Annotated in this window: 18 protein-coding genes; 7 read left to right on the forward strand and 11 right to left on the reverse strand. The window is 73.8% G+C overall.

From position 1 onward, the window contains the following. The first annotated feature begins 28 nt into the window (after nt 1-28). Complete coding sequence (locus tag IE277_RS06990; RefSeq protein WP_189949547.1) at nt 29-1582, forward strand: carboxylesterase/lipase family protein; 1554 nt, start codon at nt 29-31, stop codon at nt 1580-1582. Nucleotides 1583-1588: 6 nt separating this feature from the next. Here the strand turns inward: IE277_RS06990 and IE277_RS06995 are convergent, their stop codons facing one another. Further along, on the reverse strand, nt 1589-2158 hold the full coding sequence (locus IE277_RS06995; RefSeq protein ID WP_189949548.1) for a hypothetical protein: 570 nt from the start codon (nt 2156-2158) through the stop codon (nt 1589-1591). Between the two features lie 38 nt (nt 2159-2196). On the opposite strand from IE277_RS06995, the gene IE277_RS07000 reads away from it, so the two are divergent. After that, nucleotides 2197-2865 carry a class I SAM-dependent methyltransferase gene (locus IE277_RS07000; RefSeq protein WP_189949550.1) on the forward strand — a complete coding sequence of 223 codons (669 nt, stop codon included), beginning with the start codon at nt 2197-2199 and terminating at the stop codon, nt 2863-2865. A 73-nt stretch (nt 2866-2938) separates the two neighbouring features. On the opposite strand, the gene IE277_RS07005 is transcribed toward IE277_RS07000, so the two are convergent. Genes IE277_RS07005 through IE277_RS07020 form a run of 4 tightly spaced genes read right to left on the reverse strand, consistent with a single transcriptional unit; the run spans nt 2939 to nt 6633 of the window. Next, on the reverse strand, nt 2939-3169 hold the full coding sequence (locus tag IE277_RS07005; RefSeq protein WP_189949552.1) for a hypothetical protein: 231 nt from the start codon (nt 3167-3169) through the stop codon (nt 2939-2941). A gap of 30 nt (nt 3170-3199) precedes the next feature. Then, nucleotides 3200-4747, reverse strand: a complete 1548-nt coding sequence (locus tag IE277_RS07010) for a PTS transporter subunit EIIC (protein ID WP_189949554.1) — start codon at nt 4745-4747, stop codon at nt 3200-3202. A gap of 16 nt (nt 4748-4763) precedes the next feature. Beyond that, a complete protein-coding gene (murQ, locus tag IE277_RS07015) occupies nt 4764-5687 on the reverse strand; it encodes an N-acetylmuramic acid 6-phosphate etherase (protein WP_189949557.1) in 924 nt (307 codons plus the stop codon). A 40-nt stretch (nt 5688-5727) separates the two neighbouring features. Further along, nucleotides 5728-6633 (reverse strand): MurR/RpiR family transcriptional regulator, encoded by a 906-nt coding sequence (locus IE277_RS07020; RefSeq protein ID WP_189949559.1) that lies wholly within the window; start codon nt 6631-6633, stop codon nt 5728-5730. Nucleotides 6634-6689: 56 nt separating this feature from the next. Between IE277_RS07020 and IE277_RS07025 the strand changes: the two genes are divergently transcribed. Further along, entirely contained in the window at nt 6690-7073 is a 384-nt protein-coding gene (locus IE277_RS07025; RefSeq protein WP_189949561.1) for a DUF8819 family protein, read from the forward strand. Further along, a complete protein-coding gene (locus IE277_RS07030) occupies nt 7070-7348 on the forward strand; it encodes a DUF4031 domain-containing protein (RefSeq protein ID WP_189949562.1) in 279 nt (92 codons plus the stop codon). Before IE277_RS07025 ends, IE277_RS07030 begins: the two co-directional genes overlap by 4 nt. Nucleotides 7349-7470: 122 nt before the next feature. Here the strand turns inward: IE277_RS07030 and IE277_RS07035 are convergent, their stop codons facing one another. Continuing rightward, a complete protein-coding gene (locus IE277_RS07035; RefSeq protein ID WP_229880878.1) occupies nt 7471-8547 on the reverse strand; it encodes a GNAT family N-acetyltransferase in 1077 nt (358 codons plus the stop codon). A 27-nt stretch (nt 8548-8574) separates the two neighbouring features. Then, entirely contained in the window at nt 8575-9222 is a 648-nt protein-coding gene (locus tag IE277_RS07040; protein WP_189949565.1) for an HD domain-containing protein, read from the reverse strand. Nucleotides 9223-9370: 148 nt separating this feature from the next. Between IE277_RS07040 and IE277_RS07045 the strand changes: the two genes are divergently transcribed. Beyond that, the gene (locus IE277_RS07045; RefSeq protein ID WP_189949567.1) at nt 9371-10060 is read left to right on the forward strand and encodes a copper homeostasis protein CutC; all 690 of its coding nucleotides are present in this window, start codon (nt 9371-9373) and stop codon (nt 10058-10060) included. A gap of 30 nt (nt 10061-10090) precedes the next feature. Here IE277_RS07045 and IE277_RS07050 read toward each other — a convergent pair whose 3' ends face one another. Beyond that, complete coding sequence (locus IE277_RS07050; RefSeq protein WP_189949569.1) at nt 10091-10759, reverse strand: hypothetical protein; 669 nt, start codon at nt 10757-10759, stop codon at nt 10091-10093. A 67-nt stretch (nt 10760-10826) separates the two neighbouring features. After that, complete coding sequence (locus IE277_RS07055; protein ID WP_189949570.1) at nt 10827-12899, reverse strand: HelD family protein; 2073 nt, start codon at nt 12897-12899, stop codon at nt 10827-10829. A 298-nt stretch (nt 12900-13197) separates the two neighbouring features. Here IE277_RS07055 and IE277_RS07060 point away from each other — a divergent pair, with 298 nt between their 5' ends. Beyond that, on the forward strand, nt 13198-13380 hold the full coding sequence (locus IE277_RS07060; RefSeq protein ID WP_189949572.1) for a hypothetical protein: 183 nt from the start codon (nt 13198-13200) through the stop codon (nt 13378-13380). A 30-nt stretch (nt 13381-13410) separates the two neighbouring features. Continuing rightward, complete coding sequence (locus IE277_RS07065) at nt 13411-14586, forward strand: glycosyltransferase 87 family protein (RefSeq protein WP_189950131.1); 1176 nt, start codon at nt 13411-13413, stop codon at nt 14584-14586. Here IE277_RS07065 and IE277_RS07070 read toward each other — a convergent pair. Both IE277_RS07070 and IE277_RS07075 read right to left on the reverse strand, forming a co-directional pair. Next, nucleotides 14538-16187 (reverse strand): DNA repair helicase XPB, encoded by a 1650-nt coding sequence (locus IE277_RS07070; RefSeq protein WP_189949574.1) that lies wholly within the window; start codon nt 16185-16187, stop codon nt 14538-14540. The genes IE277_RS07065 and IE277_RS07070 overlap by 49 nt on opposite strands. A gap of 96 nt (nt 16188-16283) precedes the next feature. Then, on the reverse strand, nt 16284-18908 hold the full coding sequence (locus tag IE277_RS07075) for a helicase C-terminal domain-containing protein (RefSeq protein WP_189949576.1): 2625 nt from the start codon (nt 18906-18908) through the stop codon (nt 16284-16286). Nucleotides 18909-19046: the final 138 nt, after the last annotated feature.

Consider the following 19046-nt stretch of genomic DNA (forward strand, 5'->3'; position numbering starts at 1 on the left):
AAGCAGTGAGGGCAGCGAGGAGCGAGCAATGACGACGAACGAGTCCGAGACCGCCCCGGACCCCGACGGTCCCGTGGTGCGCACCGCCTCCGGCGCGGTGCGCGGCCTGCGCGAGCAGGGCCTGTCGGTGTTCCGGGGCATCCCCTTCGCCGGGCCGCCGGTGGGCGAGGACCGCTTCCGGGCGCCGCGCCCGCCCCACCCCTGGGACGGCGTCCGGGAGGCGTACGCCTTCGGGCCGCCGCCCCCGCAGGAGAACGGCTTCGTGGACCGCGCGGCCCAACTGCCCCTCCCACAGGGCGACGACTGGCTCACGGTCAACGTCTGGACCCCGGACCCCGACCCCTCCGCCGCCCGCCCGGTGATGGTGTGGATCTACGGCGGCGCGTTCAAACTGGGCCACAGCGGTCAGCCGGGCTATGACGCACAGCATCTCGCCCGCGCGGGCGATGTCGTGCTCGTCACCCTCAACTACCGCGTGGGCATGGAGGGTTTCGCCCTCTGGGACGGCGCCCCGGCCAACCGCGGTCTGCTGGACCAGGTCGCGGCCCTGGAATGGGTCCAGGAGAACATCGCCGCGTTCGGCGGCGACCCCGCCCAGGTCACGGTCTTCGGCGAATCGGCGGGCGCGGGCTCCGTCGCCTCGCTGCTGGCGATGCCCAGGGCGCGGGGGCTGTTCCGGCGCGCGGTGGCGCAGAGCGTGCCCGGCACGTTCTTCTCCGCCGAGCTGGCCCGGGACATAGCGGCGGCGCTGGCGGCCGAGGCGGGCGGCGAGCCCACCGCGGCCGGCCTGGCGGCGGTGGCGCCACAGCGGCTCACCGAGGCGAGCGCGGCGCTGGGCACCAAGATGGCCCGCCACGCCGACCGTTGGGGCCAGGTGGCGCCGACCACCGTCCCCTTCGCCCCGGTCGTCGACGGCGAGATCCTCCCGTGCACCCCCTGGCAGGCCCTCACCTCCGGCGCGGCCCGCGACATCGACCTCCTCGTCGGCCACAACCGCGACGAGTACCGCCTGTTCCTGGTCGCGGCGGGCCTGCAGGGCAAGATCACGGACGACCTGGCGACGGCGACCCTGCGGATGTACGCACCGGGCGGTGAGGCGGGCGAGAAGGCCTATCGCTCGGCGTTCCCCGACGCCGGCCCGGAGCAGCTCTTCGAACGCGTCCAGACCGACTGGCTGTTCGCCATGCCGAGCCTGCGTCTCGCCCAGGCCCAGCACGCGGGCGGCGGCCGCGCCCATGTCTATGAGCTGACCTGGTCGGCCCCCGACAGCGGCGGCGGCGCGCTGGGCGCCTGCCACGCCCTGGACATCCCGCTGCTGTTCGGCACATACGGCGCGGACCTCGGCACGCTGCTCTTCCCCGGCGGCAGACCCACGCCGGAGGCGGAGCGGCTCACATCCTTCTTCCAGCGCGCCTGGACCGGGTTCGCCCGCACCGGCGACCCCGGCTGGCCGGCCTACGACCCGCGATCCCGCCTCGTCCAGATCCTGGACGCCGAGCCCGAGCAGGCACCGTACCCGGAGGAGCGGAGCCGGCTCATCTGGGAGGGGTACGACTTCCCGGCCTTGCCCCTGCTGGGCTGAGGGAGGCTACAGATTGCCCATGGGCTCGATGTCGACGTGCACGGGTGTGCCCCACACCCGCAGCACCTCGTAGTCGGTGAACTCATGCACGAGCCGGTAGGCCATCGCGGGCCGCGAACCGCGCCGCTGGGCGGCGAGATAGGCCTCGGCCTCGCGCCGGTCCCGGCGCGGTGTCCCGCACAGCTGCCACTCCTGCCCGGTCCACGACTCCGGCAGCCAGCGCTGCTGCGGCTGGGGCCGGTCGGCGCGGACGCCGTAACGGGACGGCGCGGTGGCCGCCGGCTCGGCCGCACTCGGCCGGCCCTGGAACTCCGAGCGGCGGGCGGCCCGGCGCCGGGTCTCGCAGAGCAGACACAGATCGGGCGCGCTCTCGTCGACGGGGCCGTGCGGATGCTCCGGACAGCGGGTGCTGGGCGCGCTGTTCCCGGTGCTCTCCTCCACCAGGTCGAGCGCCCTGCGCAGATCGGCCTTGATCTCGTGCAGCCGGGCGTCCGGGGTGTCGGCGCCCAGCGCCTCCCCGTGCTCCCCGAGCAGCCGAAGCGCCCTTCCGAGGGCGGCGAGCTGGGCGTGGTTCATGGTGCCCGACGGTAGCGCGTCCGGGTAGGAAGGGACGCATGAGTGTGCTGCCGCCGCGACTGGTCGAGGCTCTGAACCGCTTCAACGCCGCGTACCCCTGGGACCACAACGCGCACTATCACCGCTGGCTGCTGCGGCAGCTGCCGCGCAGGTTCGGCGGGGCGCTGGACGTGGGGTGCGGGTCCGGGGAGCTGGCGCGGGTGCTGGCCGGGCGGGGGAAGCGGGTCCGGGGGGTGGACTCGGATCCGGAGATCCTCGCCCGCGCCCGGGAGCTGACCGGCCCCGCCGCCCCCGTGACCTACACCCTCGCCGAAGCCCCGCACGGCATCCCCTCGGGCCCCTACGACGTCATCACCTGTGTCGCCGTACTGCACCACCTGCCCTTCGCCGAGACCCTCACCCGGCTCCGGCGGGAACTCGCGCCGGGGGGAGTGCTGGTCGTTGTCGGGTGTGCCCGGGCGGCGAGTACCGGCGATCACGCGCTGGGGCTGGTCGCCGTACCGCTCAACGCGCTCACGGGGTGGGTGAGGAACCGGGGGCGGGCCGCCTCGCGGCGGCCCGTCGCCATGACCGCTCCCACCCGTGACCCGGAGATGACCTTCGACGAGATCGGCCGTGCGGCGGGCCGGCTGCTGCCCGGTGCGCGGCTGCGGCGGCGGCTCTTCTGGCGCTACACCCTCGTCTGGCGTGCCCCGGCCGACCGCTAGTGCCCCAACAGGCAACGTTCGCCCCGTCGCGACGCCCGGCAAACGTTGCCTGCCGGGGCACTAGGTCGTGTCGTCAGCCGTGCAGTTGGTTCAGGGCGCTGCCCGCTCCGCACACGGGGACGGCGGCGAGGGCGCCGGCGGCCAGGGACAGCGGTGAGGCGGGCTGGAGGAGGGGGAGCACGGTGAGGTTCTCGGCGCACCGCACGGCATCGGAGTCGATCTCGCGGTCGTCGGCGTGTGCGGGGGCGGCGAGGGCCGCGACGGCCGCCGTGAGAACGGCGGTGGCCAGGAGCTTCTTCATCATGCCCGGGGGAACGACCGGTCGGGCGGTACGTCACGCGGGTGCGGCCACACGGGAGCGGCGGGGGAAACCGAAGAGGTAGGTCGCCGCGAAGCCGACCGCGTATCCGGTCAGCAGCCCGCCCGCGTAGATCGCCGCCGCCGTCGCCGGGCCCCGGTTCCCGGCCAGCAGCGGGAAGAGGGCCCAGCCCGACGGGCCGATCGCCGTCGCCCCCACCCGGGTGCCGAGCATCGCGAAGAAGCCGACGAACGCCCCGCCCGCCGCCCCGCCCGCGCAGGCCGTCAGGAAGGGGCGGCCGAGGGGGAGGGAGACGCCGTAGACCAGCGGTTCGCCGACGCCCAGCAGGCCGGCCGGGAGGGCCGAGCGGATCGTCGTGCGCAGGGCGTCGTAGGAGGTGTCGTGGCGCAGCCGGAGGTACACCGCGAGGGCCGCGCCGACCTGGCCGGCGCCCGCCATGGCCAGCAGCGGCAGCAGGACGGTGTAGCCCTGCTGCTCGATGAGGGTGGTGTGGATGGGGATGAGGGCCTGGTGCAGACCCAGCATGACCAGCGGCAGGAACAGGCCGCCCAGGAGCAGGCCGGCGGCCGCCCCGGCGGTGGCCAGCAGCCAGGTGGCCGCCGCGCCGATCGCGGTGGCCACCGCGCCGGCCGCGTACATCAGGCCGTACAGCGTCGCCAGGCCGGAGACGAGGACGGTGACCGTGGGGGTGAGCAGGACGTCCAGCGCGCCCGGCACCCGGCCCCGGACCCACTTCTCCACGCGGGTCGCGAGCAGCGCCGCCGCGAGCGCGCCGAGCACCCCGCCCTGGCCGGGCGCCAGCTGCGTCCCGAACACGGTCACCTTCGCCACGCCCGGGTAGACGACGACGGCGGCGACCGCGCCGCCCAGGACGGGGGTGCCGCCGAACTCCTTGGCCGTGTTGATGCCGACGAACACCGCGATCAGGGCCAGGAAGGCGGCGGCGACGGCGGACAGTGCCGGGGTCAGGGCGGGCAGTCGGCCGGTGTTCAGCAGCAGCCCGTTGACGCCGGACAGGATGCCGCAGCCGATCAGCGCGGGGATGAGCGGTACGAAGACGTTCGCGACCCGGCGCAGGGCGGCCTTGACCGGGGTGGCGTTACGCCGCCGCAGCTCCTCCTTCAGCCCGATGCCGTCGCGCAGCTCGGCACCGCCCACGGGCTCTCCGCCGTCCCGCGCCTCGGCGCCGTCCTTCGGCCTACCGCGGTCCCGCAGCCCGGCCCCCTCCCGCGGCGCGGCGCGGCGGTCGCCCAGTGGCCCGGCGGTGACCCGTGTCGTCACCTCGGTGGTGGCCTGTGCCGCAGCCTCGGCCGTGATCCGGGCCGTCACCTCGGCGGTGACCGTGTCGACCACGCCGGGGCCGAGCACGATCTGCCAGGCGGTGCCGTCGGCGACCAGCCCCAGTACCGCGGGCAGGGCCCGCAGGCCCGCCTCGTCCGCCGCCGAGGGGTCGGCGAGGGACAGGCGCAGACGGGTCATGCAGTGGGCCACGGAGACGACGTTGGCCGGGCCGCCGACCTGGGTGAGGACGGCGGCCGCGGTGGAGGCGGGGTCGTTGCGCACGCCCCGAGCGTGCGGGTCAGGGGGCCGCGTGCGCCAGCGCGGCACGCAGATGCCCGCCGGACTCCTCCAGAAGGCGGGCGGCCGTCGGGCCGTCGACGTCGGCGAGAAGGGCGAGGATCGCGTTCTTCACCTCGCCGCCGCACTCGGTGAGCGCCTTCTCGATCTCCTCGTCCGAGGCGCCGGTGGCCAGGGACACGATCCGGCGGGAGCGGGCCCGGAGCTTGTCGTTCGACGCCCGTACGTCGACCATCAGATTCCCGTAGGTCTTGCCGAGCCGGATCATCGTGATCGTCGAGAGCATGTTCAGGACCAGCTTCTGAGCCGTACCGGACTTCAGCCGGGTGGACCCGGTGATCAGCTCGGGCCCCACCACGACCTCGATGCCGTGCTCGGCGGCGGCCGCGAGCGCGCTGTGCGCGTTGCAGGCGAGACCGACGGTCAGGGCGCCCAGGGCGCGGGCGTGTTCGACGGCGCCGATCGCGTACGGGGTGCGGCCGGAGGCGGAGACGCCGACAACGGTGTCATCGGCGGCGAGTTTCAGCCCGTCCAGGTCCTGGCGGGCCAGTTCCCCGGAGTCCTCGGCGCCCTCCACCGATGTGACCATGGCCGTGGGTCCGCCCGCGATCAGGCCGACGACCTGCCCGGACTCGGTGTTGAAGGTGGGCGGGCACTCGGAGGCGTCCAGCACCCCGAGCCGCCCGGCGGTACCGGCACCGGCGTAGATCAGCCGGCCGCCTCTCGTCATCCGCTCGGCGATGGCGTCGATCGCGGCGGCGATCCGGGGCAGCTGGGCGCCGACGGAGGTGGGCACCCCGGCGTCCTCGCGGTTCATCAGCCGGGCGATGTCGAGGGTGGGCAGGCGGTCGATGCCGGCGAGCTCGGGCCGGAAGGCCTCGGTGGTCAGGGAAGCCAACTGACTGCGCAGATCATGGGAGGTCATGGGGGGCGGCTCTCTCAGGTTCGGGTTCGCGTGCTGGTACTCACCTGGGGTTGGTGCGATGCCGGTGCGCCAGCGCCTCGTACGAGGCGGCCAGCGCGGGCGCCGCCGTCTCGTACGTACGCTGGGCCACTCCCACGAACAGGCAGTCCACCACGAGCAGTTGACTCGTCCGCGAGGACATCGCGGCCGGTCGCAGCTCGCTCTCCCGTGAGGTGGACGTGGTCAGTACGTGGTCGGCGTACTGGGTGACCGGCGAGTCCGGCCGGCCGGTGATGGCCACGGTCGTGGCCCCGTGCTCGAAAGCGACCCGCAGCGGCTCGATGACGTCCCCCGTCGAGCCCGAGTGGGTGATGGCGATCGCCACATCGCCCGAGCGCAGCTGCACCGCGTTGGTCACCGCGAGATGGGGATCGCTGTGTGCCTGGGCTATGAGCCCTATCCGCAGCAGCTTCTGCGCGAGGTCCTGGGCGACGAGCCCGGACGCGCCGACGCCGTACACATCGGTGCGCCGGGCGCCGGCCAGCGCGCCCACGGCCGCGCCGAGCTGGCCCGTGTCGAGTCCGGCGGCCGTGTCGGCGAGGGTCTGCTGCTCCTCGTAGGCCAGCTTGGTGACGACATCGGCGAGGGGGTCGTCCACCGCGATGTCGGTCGTGATCGCGGGCGCACGCCCCGACTGCTGCTGCGCGGCGAGCCCGGCGAGGGCGAGCCGCAGATCGCGGTAGCCGGGGTAGCCGAGGAGCCGGGCGGTGCGGACGACCGTGGCCTCGCTGGTGCCGGTGAGCTCGGCGAGGCCGGTGACCGTGAGGGCGGCGCAGCCGCCCGGGTCGTTCGCCACGGCCTCGGCGACGCGCTGCATGGACCGGGTCATGGAAGGGGCGAGCGTGCGCACCTTGGCGGCGAGGGAACCGCCCGGACTGCCGAAAGTTTCCTTCACGTCCTGGGTCACAGATGAAAGATATTTTCGGTTCGGTCTTGTGGTCAAGAGTGCGCACAATGGGTTCCATGGATCCCGTCAGCCCCCTTGAGCAGGCCCTGCATGCCGCCCGAGCCCTGGTGCTCGCCGATCTCGTGGCAGGCGAGGTGGCGGAGGCGGATGTGATCTCGCTGGTCGAGGACTCGGTCGCGGAGCGGCGCTGGTGGGTCGAGCAGTGGCCGGACGGCGCGGCCTATGTCGCGGGGCTGGTCGCCCAGGACGTCCAGGACGCGCTGCTGGACCGGTACGGCCGCTGGCCGCTGTGCCCGGTGTGCGGCACCGGCGACCCGCACGCGCTGGACGTGGAGCCCGAACTGGGCCCCGATCCGCACTGGGTGTGCCACAAGGCGGGCGTGCGGGTCGCCGCGGTGGGTTCGCTGGGCCCGGCCACCGGCGGAATGACCTCCTCGTGACGCTGTACATCGACCCGCCCGCCTGGCCCGGCCACGGCCGGCTGTGGTCACATCTGGTGAGCGATGTGTCGTACGACGAACTGCACGCGTTCGCCGAGAAGCTGGACGTGCCGAGGCGCGCCTTCGACCGCGACCACTACGACCTTCCGGCGCACCGGTACGCGGACGCGGTGGCGGCCGGGGCGGTGGAGGTCGGCAGCCGCGAGGTGGTGCGGCTGCTGCACGCCTCCGGTCTGCGCCGGCGCAAGGGGCTCGCGCGGCGGCGCGGTTCGTAGGTGCGCGTCCTGCCGTAGACGGGCCCTGCCGTAGACGGGCCCTGCCGTAGACGGGCCCTGCCGTAGACGGGCCCTGCCGTAGACGGGCCCTGCCGTAGGCCCGTCCTGCCGTAGGCGCGTGCTCAGCGGCGCAGTTCGTAGGCCAGTTCCCCGCCCGCCTCGCCCTCGGCGGTCACCTCGGCGAACCCCGCCCGGCCGAGCACGGCCTGGGAGGCGGTGTTGTCCCGCTCGACGGTCGCGAAGAGCGAGGCGATGTCGTCCCGGGCCAGCGCCCACTCCGCCAGCGTCCGTACGGCCTCCGTCGCATATCCCTGTCCCCGGGCGTCCTCGACGAGGTCGTAGCCGATCTCCGTCCGGCCGTCCTCGTCCGGGGCGCTGTGGAAGCCTATGCCGCCGATCGCCCGGCCGTCCTCGTGCCGGACCAGCGCGAAGACCCCGAACTCCGGCCGGTGCACGCCCGCTTCGTACGCCTTCACCAGGAAGGACGAGGCGTCCCGGGTGCCCTGGTACGGCCCACCGTCGAGCCAGTCGAAGCCGCCGTCGCCGCCCAGGCTCAGCTCGTGGGCGGCGCCCGGGCGGATCCCGACGAGGTCGAAGCGCTCGGCGGGGATGACGAGGTTGTTGTTCCAGCGCCACTCGGTGACCGGGGCGCGGCCGGGCGGCTCGTCGCGGCCGGTGGCCCACAGCAGCGTCGGCCAGGGGGCGTCGCCGGGCTGGACGTGGGGGAAGAGGCTGGCCAGGACGGCCGCGGCGAGGTCGGCCGGCGGCTCGTACGCGATCCCCAGGCCCTCGGCGATGTCATGGGTGTGCAGCAGCACCTCGGCGATGCCCATCCCGGCGAAGCCGAACCGGTCGGCGCTGCGGAAGGGGTAGGGGTGGAAGGCGCGGGCGTCGGACGGGGCGGTGCGGACGGTGGCGGCGAGCAGCGCGCCGGTGGTCTCGACGACGTGCAGCAGGCCCGCGTTGTCGGTGTCCTCGTCGAGGGTCAGCTCGAAGGGGAGATAGGCGTCCTGTGCGCGTCCGGCCAGGTTGGCGGCGTAGGCGATGAGGTCGTCGGCGACATGGACGGCGGTGGTGTGGCAGTCCCACTCCAGCCGCCCGGCCCGCACGGCCCGCCAGTCCCGGTCCGCTGCCGTGCGCAGCGCCGCCGTGCAGCCCGCCACGGCCGCGATCACGTCATCCCCGTTTGTCAGTCGCATGCGGCGAACCCTAGAGGCCCCCTTTCCTCAGGTCGACAGCATTTCCAGCTCGGCCGAGAGGTTGTAGCGGGCGGTGGCCTCCCAGTGCTCCTGTCCGTACGGGGTGCGGAACAGCCGTGGCAGGCCGAGGAGTTGCCGCAGGATCCCCGAACGCCCCTCCCGGAAGGCGTCGTTCGGTACGAAGTGGTACTCCTCGCGCACCTCGGCGGTGTAGGCGGCGTACGCCGACGGCGGCGCGGCCAGGATGGCCAGATCGGCATCGCACAGCACCTGGCCGTCGCGGTCGTCGTCGGCCGGGTCATGGGTGACGGTGAGCCGGACCAGCCGTGCCACCTCGGCCGTCCTGGCCTGCGAGACCCCGGCCTCGGGCAGCGCGCGTTCGGCGAGGCGGGCGGAGCGCTCCTCGTTCGTCGACCGCTCGGGCAGATAGACGGCGTCATGGAACCAGGCGGCCAGGCGTACGGCGTCCGGGTCGTCCGCGTACTCCTGGAGTACGTCGATGTGGTCGAGGACCGCCGCCAGATGCTCGACCGTGTGGTACCGGCGCTGCGGCTCCTGCCAGCGGCGCAGCAGGGCATCGGCGTACCGGTGGGGGTTCGGGGCGCAGGAGTCGTCGTCCCGTGCCGCGAGCAGGGCACGCAGCCAGCGGGAACGCAGGTCGTCGAGATCGGCCATGCGGTCATTCTGCCGCCGGCCGGCGCGCGGGAGGGAGAACCGAACGTCTTCGGGTGAAGGGCGCCGCGGTACAGGCGTAGTCTTGGAATTGGACTAGACCTGTAGTCGCCGGCGGTACGCGCCGAAGAACGCCGAGAAATGGGGTGCCATGAGCAAGCGTGCAGTCCTGGAGGTGATCGCGCTCGACGTCGAGGACGCGGTCGCCGCCCAGGCCGGAGGCGCGGACCGCCTGGAGCTGGTCACCGACATGGCGGCGGACGGACTGACCCCGTCGGTGGCCGTCTTCACCGGGATCCGGGCCGCCGTCGACATCGACCTGCGCGTGATGCTCCGCCTCGCGGACGGGTTCGCGGCCGGTGACGTGGAGCGGCTCGTGGGGGTGGCCGCGGAGCTGCGGGCGGCCGGCGCCGACCAGTTCGTGCTCGGGTTCCTCGACGCGGACGGTGCGGTGGACCTCGCGGCGGTGGAGCGGGTGGCCGGCGTGCTGGACGGCTGCGCATGGACGTTCCACCGGGCGATCGACCGGGCCGCCGACCGCGACGCGCTGCGCAAGCAGCTCGCCGATCTGCCCGGCCTCGACACCTACCTCACCGCCGGCTCCGCCACCGGCGTGGACGACGGCCTGCCGACGCTGGTCGCGGAGGTGGGCCGGCGCGGCGAGCCCGGCTACGACCAGACCCTCCTCGTCGGCGGCGGCCTCCGCCTGGAGCACGTTCGGCCCTTGCTCAGCGCCGGCATCGACGCGTTCCACATCGGCGGAGCCGCGCGGCCCTCCGGGTGGGAGGGGCCGGTCCGCGAGGAGGCCGTGGCCGAGTGGCGGAGGACGCTGGACGGCTAGCCCCCTTCCGGCAGTCTCCTGCCGACGTCGTCAGCGGACGATCATCCCGACGATCACGACGAACACAAAGAGTGCGAAGCCGGTGAGCGGGACGAGGCCCACCAGTCCGGTGGCGCGTCCGAACACCGGGCGGCCCGGGTCCAGCCCGGGGCCCTGGGCGGCGGTCGGTGCCGGGAGTTTGCGGATCTTGGCCAGGGTGAAGAGGTTGACCAGCAGGGTGACGGGCGTGATCAGCATCGACATCGGACCCCACCAGCCCTGCGCGAGGGTGTCCGCCTGCATCTTGCGGAACACGGCGAGCGCACAGGTGCGGCAGAAGGTGCCCTCCCGCCGCAGGAACCGCATCATCAGCACCATGCCCTGATGGCCGCGGATCGTCACCGGCTCGGCGGGCGAGGCTCCGCACACCTCGCAGCCGAAGCCGGGTGCGGCCGGGTGGACGGCGTGGCCCTGGTGATACGGATTCTGGCCGTAGCCGCCCGGCAGCTGCTGGTACGGCGCGGAGGGCTGCGGGTAACCCGCGGGGCTCTGCGCATACGCCCCGAAGGGCTGCGCGTAGCCCGCCTGGTCCTGCGGATACGCAGCCGGCCCCGGTCCCTGCTGATACGGCCCCGGGGCCTGCTGATAACCCCCCGGGGCCTGCGGGTAGGGCCCGGGGTTCTGCTGGTACATGGGGTGCGGAGGGGGCGGAGTGCTCAACGGAGGCCTTCCCGTGGGGACGTGACGGAACCGCGATCGCGACGGAACCGCAGAGCACCCTAGGCCGTCACGCCAACTGGGCCGGTACCGGGGCCGAGTGCGTCACGATCAGGCCTGACACCGCGCGGGTCAGGGACACGTACAGGCGGCGCAGGCCGGTGCGTTCGTCCGGCTCGCCGTCCACCACCGACTGGGGTTCGTCCAGGACCACGTAGTCGTACTCCAGACCCTTGGCGAGGGACGCCGGGACCAGGGTGAGGCGGGTCTCGCGGGTGGTCTCCTCGCCGGGGGCGAGGTAGCCGATCCCCGCCGCCGTCAGGGCCTCGGACAGGGCCGGGATCCGGGCGTCGGCAGCGATCAGGCCCGTCGAGCCCTCGTTGCGCAGCAACTCCTCGCAGGCGGCGACGACTTCGGCCGTTGCCGTGATCGTACGGACCTCGAAGAAGCCGGGGTTCTCACGGACGGAGGCCACCGGGGTGAGGCCGGGCGCGATGTGCGGGAGGAGACGGGAGGCGTACGTGATGACGTCCGTGGGGACGCGGAAACCGGCCGTCAGCTCCTCGATCACACCCTCGCGCTTGCCGAGATGGGCCAGCGCCTCGTCCCAGCTGCGGGTCGCCCACGGCGTCGTGCCCTGCGCCAGGTCGCCGAGGACGGTCGCGCTGCCGGTGGTGCAGCGACGACCCACGGCCCGGTACTGCATGGGGGAGAGGTCCTGCGCCTCGTCGAGGACGACATGGCCGAGCGAGTGTGTGCGCTGGACCAGATCCGCCGCCTCGTCGATCAGCACCGCGTCCGCCGCCGACCACTTGGCCGACTTCACGCTGCGCACCGGCTTGGCCCACAGGACCGTCGCCTGCTCCGCCTCGTCCAGGACCCCGGCGGCGTGCTCGGCGAGGAAGCCGGCGTCCGTCAGCAGCCGCAGCACCAGCTTGGCCGGGTCCACCGGCGGCCAGATCTCCTTCACGGCCGCCTTCACCGCGCTGTTGCGGGCGACGGCGTCCTGCACCCGGTCGTCCGGGGCCTCCCCGGACCGCTCCATCTGCACCAGCACCGCGTGCGCGATCCGCTGCGGCAGGGCCTCGCGGGCGGCGCCGTAACGGATGTCCCGCTCCAGCAACTCCCGGACAGTGTCCTCCAGTTCGTACGACGGCACCCGCCAGCGCCGGGAGCCGCGCACCACCACGACCCCCTCCGTCGGCAGCGTCACATGGGAGTACAGGGCCCGGCGCAGCACCTCGGCCATCCGGGCGCCGCCCTTGATCACGGCCGCGGCCGCCTCGTCCGTGCCGCGCACCTCCACATGCGCCACCAGGTCGTCCACCGTGGCCTGCTGCACGGCCAACTCGCCCAGCGCCGGCAGGACCTGCTCGATGTAGTGCAGGAAGGAGCGGTTCGGCCCGATGACGAGCGTGCCGGTGCGGGCGAGCCGCTCCCGGTGGGCGTAGAGGAGATAGGCGACCCGGTGCAGGCCGACGGCGGTCTTCCCGGTCCCGGGACCTCCCTGCACGCACACGGTGCCGCCCAGCCCGCTGCGGACGATCTCGTCCTGCTCGGGCTGGATGGTGGCGACGATGTCCCGCATGGGGCCGACGCGGGGCCGCTCGATCTCCTGCTGGAGCAGCTTGCTGGTCCTCGCGGTCTCCTCCGGGTCGGACAGGTGCTCGTCCTCGTACGCGGTCAGGTCGCCGCCGGTGTAGCCGAAGCGGCGGCGCAGTCCGACGTCCATCGGGTCCTTCTTGGACGCCCGGTAGAACGGCTGCGAGACCGGCGCGCGCCAGTCGATGACCATGGGGTCGCCGCCGGCGTCGTGGACATGCCGCCGCCCGATGTAGAACCGCTCGCCCTCCGCGCCCTCGGCCCGGTCCGCGCCCGGGGCGTGCAGATAGTCCAGCCGGCCGAAGAACAGCGGGGTGTCGCTGAGGTCGGCCAGCGCCTTGATCCGCTCGTCGATCTGGCGGCTCAGCACCTCGGCGTTGACCCAGTTCGCGGTGACGTCCCGGATGTCCAGCGCCTCCACGTCCTCCCGCATGGCGCGCAGCGCGGCACGGGAGGAGGTGAGGTGGGAACGCTCTCGGGCCAGGGGGTTGTCGAGGTCGCCGAGAGGGTCTTCGAGTGGTTCGTGGGCGGGCGCGGACAAGGGGGTGCCTCCGGATCTGCTCTCGCATGACATGCATGACATGACTGGGGCCGTCCGGTTTCCGTCCGGACGGCGGCACTCCGTACGGGAGGCGGGCAAGAGCGGAGATTTTAGGCGAGCACATGGGTCGGAAGCCAATGGTTTTTCCGACCCCAAGGGGGTGCGGGCTTTCCGACCCCTAGGGGGTGTGGGCCCCCGGAGTAGGGGCCGCGGTCCACCCGGGGGCCTACGCGCGGCCGTCCGGGATTGGCTCTGCAGACCGATGCGGTTCCGGTGCCCGGCGATCCACCATGGAGACATGAGCGCAGCAGCCATCTCACCAGTCCCTGTCCGACCCCCGTCCGGTGCCACGGCGACGGACGGCCCCCATCACCACCCCCTGGGCAACGCCCTGCGCGCCATCAAGGTGTTCGCGGAGGCCGCGTTCAGCGTGGTCATCCTCGGCGAGTACGGCGAGGAAGCGGGCATACGCCGTAAGTGACGGCATAGGCTCGCGCCCGTGCGGAAACGGATGCCGACGCCGCTCCTCGCCGTCCCCCCGGCACTTCCCGCCCTCTCCCTCTCCCTCGCCCTTCTCGCCGTCTCCCTGACCCTCTTCGCCGCCCTGTGCGTCCTGCGGCACGCACCCATGGCCGACCTGCTCGTCTACCGGGCCGAAGGCGCGGCCGTGGCCCACGGCACCGATCTCTACGGCTTCACCGTCACCCGCTGGCGGCTCCCCGCGACCTATCCGCCCTTCGCGGCGATCCTGTTCGTCCCGGCCACCTGGCTCCCCCTCCCGGCCCTGAAAGCGGCCTGTCTCGCGGGCAACGCGCTCCTGCTCGCGACCCTGGTCGCCCTCTCGGCCCGCCTCGCCGGCCGGCCGGTCCGGGCACCCCTGCTCCACACGGCCACCGCCCTGTCCCTCTGGCTCGAACCGGTCTTCCAGACGGTCCTGTTCGGACAGATCAACCTGGCGGTCGCCTGTCTGGTGCTCGGGGACCTCACCCGGCCCCCGGGCGCCCGGGGCAAGGGCATCGCCCTGGGTGTCGCGGCCGGGATCAAGCTCACCCCGGCCGTGTTCCTGGCGTATCTGCTGCTGCGGGGCCGCCACCGGGAGGCGCTGACGGCGTCGGCGTCCTGCGCGGGCACGGTGCTGCTCGGCGCCGCCCTGCTGCCCGCGGCGAGCACCGACTTCTGGACCCACCGGCTGTACGACACCGGGCGGGTCGGCAAGGCGTGGATCGTGGACAACCAGTCCCTGCAGGGGCTCTTCGCCCGGGCGCTCGGCACCGCGGCCCCGGGTCCCGTCTGGGTGCTGTCCGCGGCGGCCGTGGCGGCGGCGGGACTGTGGCTGGCGGCACGTGCCCGCGAGGAGCGGCACGGCGTGCTGCTCGCCGCGGTCACGGCCCTGCTGATCTCACCGATCAGCTGGTCCCACCACTGGGTGTGGTGCGTCCCGCTGCTCGCGGTGCTGCTCGCCGAGGGCCGCGTCCGGCTCGCGGTCCTTGTGGCCGCGGCCTTCACGGCCCGCACCCTCTGGCTGGTCCCGCACGAAGGCGACCGCGACCTGCATCTGCCTTGGTGGCAGCAGCCCCTGGCCGCGCCGTACCCGCTGCTGGGGCTGGCGCTGATCGCGGTGGCGGCGCTCAGGGCCGCTCAGGCGGTGCCCTCCGCGAGGATCTCGTCGGCGTCCACGATCCGGTAGGCATAGCCCTGTTCGGCCAGGAAGCGCTGGCGGTGGGCGGCGAAGTCCTGGTCGATGGTGTCGCGGGCGACGACCGAGTAGAAGTGCGCCTGGTGGCCGTCGGCCTTCGGGCGCAGCACCCGGCCGAGTCGCTGGGCCTCCTCCTGGCGGGAGCCGAAGGTGCCGGACACCTGGACGGCGACGGTGGCCTCGGGCAGATCGATGGAGAAGTTCGCGACCTTGGAGACGACCAGCACACTGATCTCGCCCTCGCGGAAGGCGTCGAAGAGCTTCTCGCGCTGGGCGTTGGAGGTCTCGCCCTTGATGACGGGGGCGTTCAAGTGCTCGCCCAGTTCGTCGAGTTGGTCGATGTACTGGCCGATGACGAGGATCTGCTGCCCGGCGAACCGGCGGACGATCGCCTCCGTGACCTTCCGCTTGGTGTCCGTCGTCGCACAGAAGCGGTACTTCTCCTCCGTCTCGGCGGTGGCGTACGCGAGCCGCTCGGAGTCGGTGAGGTTGACCCGGACCTCGACGCAGTCGGCGGGCGCGATGTACCCCTGCGCCTCGATCTCCTTCCACGGCGCGTCGAACCGCTTCGGGCCGATGAGCGAGAACACGTCCGACTCGCGGCCGTCCTCGCGGACGAGGGTGGCCGTCAGACCCAGCCTCCGCCGTGCCTGCAGATCGGCGGTGAACTTGAAGACAGGAGCGGGCAGCAGATGCACCTCGTCGTAGACGATCAGACCCCAGTCCCGGGAGTCGAACAGCTCCAGATGCGGATAGACGCCCTTCCGCTTGGTCGTCAGCACCTGGTAGGTGGCGATCGTGACCGGGCGGATCTCCTTCCGCGTCCCGCTGTACTCGCCGATCTCGTCCTCGGTCAGCGAGGTCCGCTTCACCAGCTCGTGCTTCCACTGCCGGGCGGAGACGGTGTTGGTGACCAGGATGAGGGTGGTGGACTTCGCCTGGGCCATGGACCCGGCGCCCACCAGCGTCTTTCCGGCACCGCAGGGGAGCACGACCACACCGCTGCCGCCGTGCCAGAAGTTCTCCACGGCCTGCTTCTGGTACGGCCGCAGCGCCCAGCCGTCCTCCAGCAGCTCGATCGGATGCGCCTCACCGTCGACGTAGCCGGCGAGGTCCTCGGCCGGCCAGCCCAGCTTCAGCAGCGTCTGCTTGATCTGTCCGCGCTCGGAGGGGTGCACCACGACGGTGTCCGCATCGATCCGGGCGCCCACCAGCGGCGCGATCCGCTTGGACTTGAGCACCTCTTCCAGCACCGGCCGGTCGGTGGTGGTCAGGACCAGCCCGTGCGCCGGATGCTTGCTCAGCGTCAGCCGCCCGTACCGGTCCATCGTGTCGGCGATGTCCACGAGCAGCGCGTGCGGCACCGGATAGCGGCTGTACTGCACCAGCGCGTCCACGACCTGCTCGGCGTCATGCCCGGCCGCCCGCGCGTTCCACAGCCCGAGCGGCGTGACCCGGTAGGTGTGGATGTGCTCCGGCGCCCGCTCCAGCTCGGCGAACGGCGCGATGGCCCGGCGACAGTCGTCGGCCCGCTCGTGGTCGACTTCCAGAAGCAGGGTCTTGTCGGACTGGACGATCAGTGGTCCGTTCACGAGCGGCACACCCTTTCCACTACGGCCTTCACTGCGGCCAAACCTCCAGTGTGCCGCATCCGCCGGGCAACGGGGCCGGGCGGCCGTGGCACCGGGTCAGTCCTCCGCCAGCTCGGCCACTCCCGTGATCCGGTGCAGCGGATAGGTGCGGACCTCGTCGGCCGTGTGGTCGTACGCCGTGACGAAACCGCCCTCCACCCGGACCGGGGCGATGACGCGCTGGCTGGCGGCGCCCTCGGCGTTGACGTAGCCGATCCACAGGGACTCGCCGGTCAGCACGGCGGCCTGCATGGTGGCCAGGGTCTCGGCGGAGGACGTACGGGGCAGCCCGCCGGCGGTGTGCGGCGCGCCGGCGGACGCGGCGGCGGACTCACCGACGGCCTTGCGCGGTGCCGTCGCGGCCAGATCGCCCGCCCGGATCGCGCGGATCGCCGCCGCGAGCAGCGTGGCGTCGGGCGCCGGCGGGCCGTCCGGGACCGGCTCGGGGGCCGTGCGCGGCGGGGTGCGGTGGGCGTGTGCGCGGGCGATCAGGACGTCGCCCTCGGCGGACTCGGCGGCCGGCGCGTAGCCCATCGCGCGCAGGCCCTCCAGCAGGGTGGCCGGGTCGCTCTGGGCGGCCAGCACCGTCGGCGCCAGACGCCGCAGCCGCAGGCCCGCGGCGCGCTTGTCGGCCATGATCTCGTTCAGCAGGGCGTCGTCGTCGCAGCGGACGTATGCCGAGGCCGCCCCGATCCGCAGATGGCCGTGCCTACGGGCCACGTCGTCGATCAGATAGGCGAGCGGCTGCGGGACCGGGGTGCGGGAGTGCCCGGCGAGGAAGGCGTGCAGATCGGCGGCGCTGCGGCCGGCGTCCAGGGCGCGCCGCACCGAGGCCGGGGTGAAGCGGTACACCGTCGCGCCGCCCTTGGACTCGACGTCCGCGAGCACGCCCAGCAGATCGGCGAGCGGGCGCTGCAGCGGCCCGGGTGCCACCGCGGTCAGGTCGGCCTGGAGCAGGACGTGGTCCAGCGGCTCGGGCAGCAGCGGCGCCAGCAGCCGTCCGGCGGCGGCCGTCGCCACGGCCTGCTCGGCGGGGGAGAGCGGAGCGGGCCCGGCGGCCGGCCGGGGGTGATGGTGCACGGGCAGCTTGTCACCGGGGCCGACGGGTTCGGCCGGGCCGGCGGACAACGGCGACAGGGGCGACAGGGGCGCCACGGCCGATGTGGCCGGGGGACCCGAGGCGCCCGAGGTGCCCAGCAGTGCCCGTCCGTGTTCCGACAGGGCGCCCCGGCCCGTGATGCCCAGCAGCTCGGTCTCGGTCAGGGTCCAGCGGGCGAGCCGGGAGCGCAGATCCTCCTCGCCGCCCTGCTGGGTATCCCGCTGGGGCCCGCGCAGCGGCCGCTCCCAGCGCAGCCGGGCCAGCACCGACGCGGCGTCCGGGGCGGCGCCCGCCGGGAGCCCGGCCAGCAGGGTCAGCACCCGGTGCCGTACCTCGGGCGCGGCCGAGCGGTCCAGGCCCGGACCGAGCGTGGCGAGCGTACGGTCCTTGGCGTCCCGCCCGCCGACCAGCCCCGGGGTCCGGGTGGCCGCCAGCCAGGCCTCGGCGAGCCGGGCCCAGCGCTCTGCCGGGGGCCGCTCCAGCCACTCGTCGTAGGCGGGTGTGGCCGCGTACCGCTCGTCGGCCTCGCCGTCGGAGGCGATCAGGCCGGCCGCGTACGCCAGCTCCACCCAGAACGCGGCCACCGGCTCGGACACATCCAGGGCGACGGCGGTCCGCTTCAGATCGCGGACGCTCAGTCCGCCGGCCCGCAGCACGGCCGGGCCGCCCTCGTCCCAGTCCTGCAGCAGCTCCTCGACCGTGGCGAGCGCGGTGTACGCCTGTCCGGCCGCCGTCGCGTCCACCACCTGCGGGCTGTGCGAGGCGGCCGGTTCGACGGCGGGCGGCAGCGGCTCGGGTACACGGTGCGCTAGGCCCTCGCGCAGATGGAGGGCCACCTCACGCGGCAGCACGACCGTGCCGGGCGTGGCCGGCAGCAGCAGACCGCGGTCCAGCAGCCAGCGCAGATGCGTGGCCGGATCCGCGGTGACCTGTCCGTACGGCGGCCCCCACACCAGCCGGGACAGCACCTCGCGGGCCGGCTCCGGGGCGCCGGCGAGCAGCTCGGCCATCTTCTCGCGGTCGGCGAACAGCGCGGTCAGCGCGGTCAGCGCGGACACCGCGTCGTGTGTCGAGGACAGCCCGGCCGCCGTGACGATCTCCTGGATCCGGCCCGGCGACATACCCGAGGCGGCCTCCTGCACGCTGGGCCCGAGCCCGGTGGGGGAGGGGTGCTGCGGGGACGGCGCGAGCAGTTCGCGGGCCGTGCGCACCAGCCGCAGCCGCTCGTCGTCGCCCCACACCAGCGCCTGCTCGCGCAGCGCGGCGAGGGCCCGGGGCAGCGCGGCGGCGACGCTCTCGTCACCGGCGTCGCCCGCCATCAGCCCGAGCAGCGTCCCGTACGACGCCGGGTCCGGGGCCACGGCCAGCGCCTCCGCCGTCTGCAGCGCGAACCGGTCCAGCCGCTCCAGCGCCCGCAGCACCGAGGCGCGGGTGCCGGCGCGGGTGGCCAGCTGGGTGAGGTCGGTGGGGACGGGCGTGATGAGGTCGGGGCGGCTGCGCAGCAGCGCGGCCAGCGAGACGTCGTCCCGCGCGCGCAGCGCTTCGGCGAGGGATCGGGGGGCCGGGTGGGCCGCATGGCTCATCTGACCCACGGTAGCGGGTGCGCCGGTCCCAGCCGAGTGAGTGCGGGATGGGGGTCCCCCCGCGGTGGGGGCCCCTCCCGCGCGAGCGAAGCCGAGCGTGGGGGAGAAGCCGAGCGTGGGGGAGCGCGGACGCGGACG

Origin of the sequence: Streptomyces alanosinicus (assembly GCF_014650595.1) — a bacterium.
GTDB lineage: Bacteria > Actinomycetota > Actinomycetes > Streptomycetales > Streptomycetaceae > Streptomyces > Streptomyces alanosinicus.

Excerpts from the sequence above, each read along its gene's own strand:
- IE277_RS06990 (WP_189949547.1), top strand. The coding sequence starts at position 29 with ATGACGACGAACGAGTCCGAGACCGCCCCGGACCCCGACGGTCCCGTG.
- IE277_RS06995 (WP_189949548.1), bottom strand. The coding sequence starts at position 2,158 with ATGAACCACGCCCAGCTCGCCGCCCTCGGAAGGGCGCTTCGGCTGCTC.
- IE277_RS07000 (WP_189949550.1), top strand. The coding sequence starts at position 2,197 with ATGAGTGTGCTGCCGCCGCGACTGGTCGAGGCTCTGAACCGCTTCAAC.
- IE277_RS07005 (WP_189949552.1), bottom strand. The coding sequence starts at position 3,169 with ATGATGAAGAAGCTCCTGGCCACCGCCGTTCTCACGGCGGCCGTCGCG.
- murQ (WP_189949557.1), bottom strand. The coding sequence starts at position 5,687 with ATGACCTCCCATGATCTGCGCAGTCAGTTGGCTTCCCTGACCACCGAG.
- IE277_RS07025 (WP_189949561.1), top strand. The coding sequence starts at position 6,690 with ATGGATCCCGTCAGCCCCCTTGAGCAGGCCCTGCATGCCGCCCGAGCC.
- IE277_RS07035 (WP_229880878.1), bottom strand. The coding sequence starts at position 8,547 with ATGCGACTGACAAACGGGGATGACGTGATCGCGGCCGTGGCGGGCTGC.
- IE277_RS07040 (WP_189949565.1), bottom strand. The coding sequence starts at position 9,222 with ATGGCCGATCTCGACGACCTGCGTTCCCGCTGGCTGCGTGCCCTGCTC.
- IE277_RS07045 (WP_189949567.1), top strand. The coding sequence starts at position 9,371 with ATGAGCAAGCGTGCAGTCCTGGAGGTGATCGCGCTCGACGTCGAGGAC.
- IE277_RS07060 (WP_189949572.1), top strand. The coding sequence starts at position 13,198 with ATGAGCGCAGCAGCCATCTCACCAGTCCCTGTCCGACCCCCGTCCGGT.
- IE277_RS07065 (WP_189950131.1), top strand. The coding sequence starts at position 13,411 with ATGCCGACGCCGCTCCTCGCCGTCCCCCCGGCACTTCCCGCCCTCTCC.
- IE277_RS07075 (WP_189949576.1), bottom strand. The coding sequence starts at position 18,908 with ATGAGCCATGCGGCCCACCCGGCCCCCCGATCCCTCGCCGAAGCGCTG.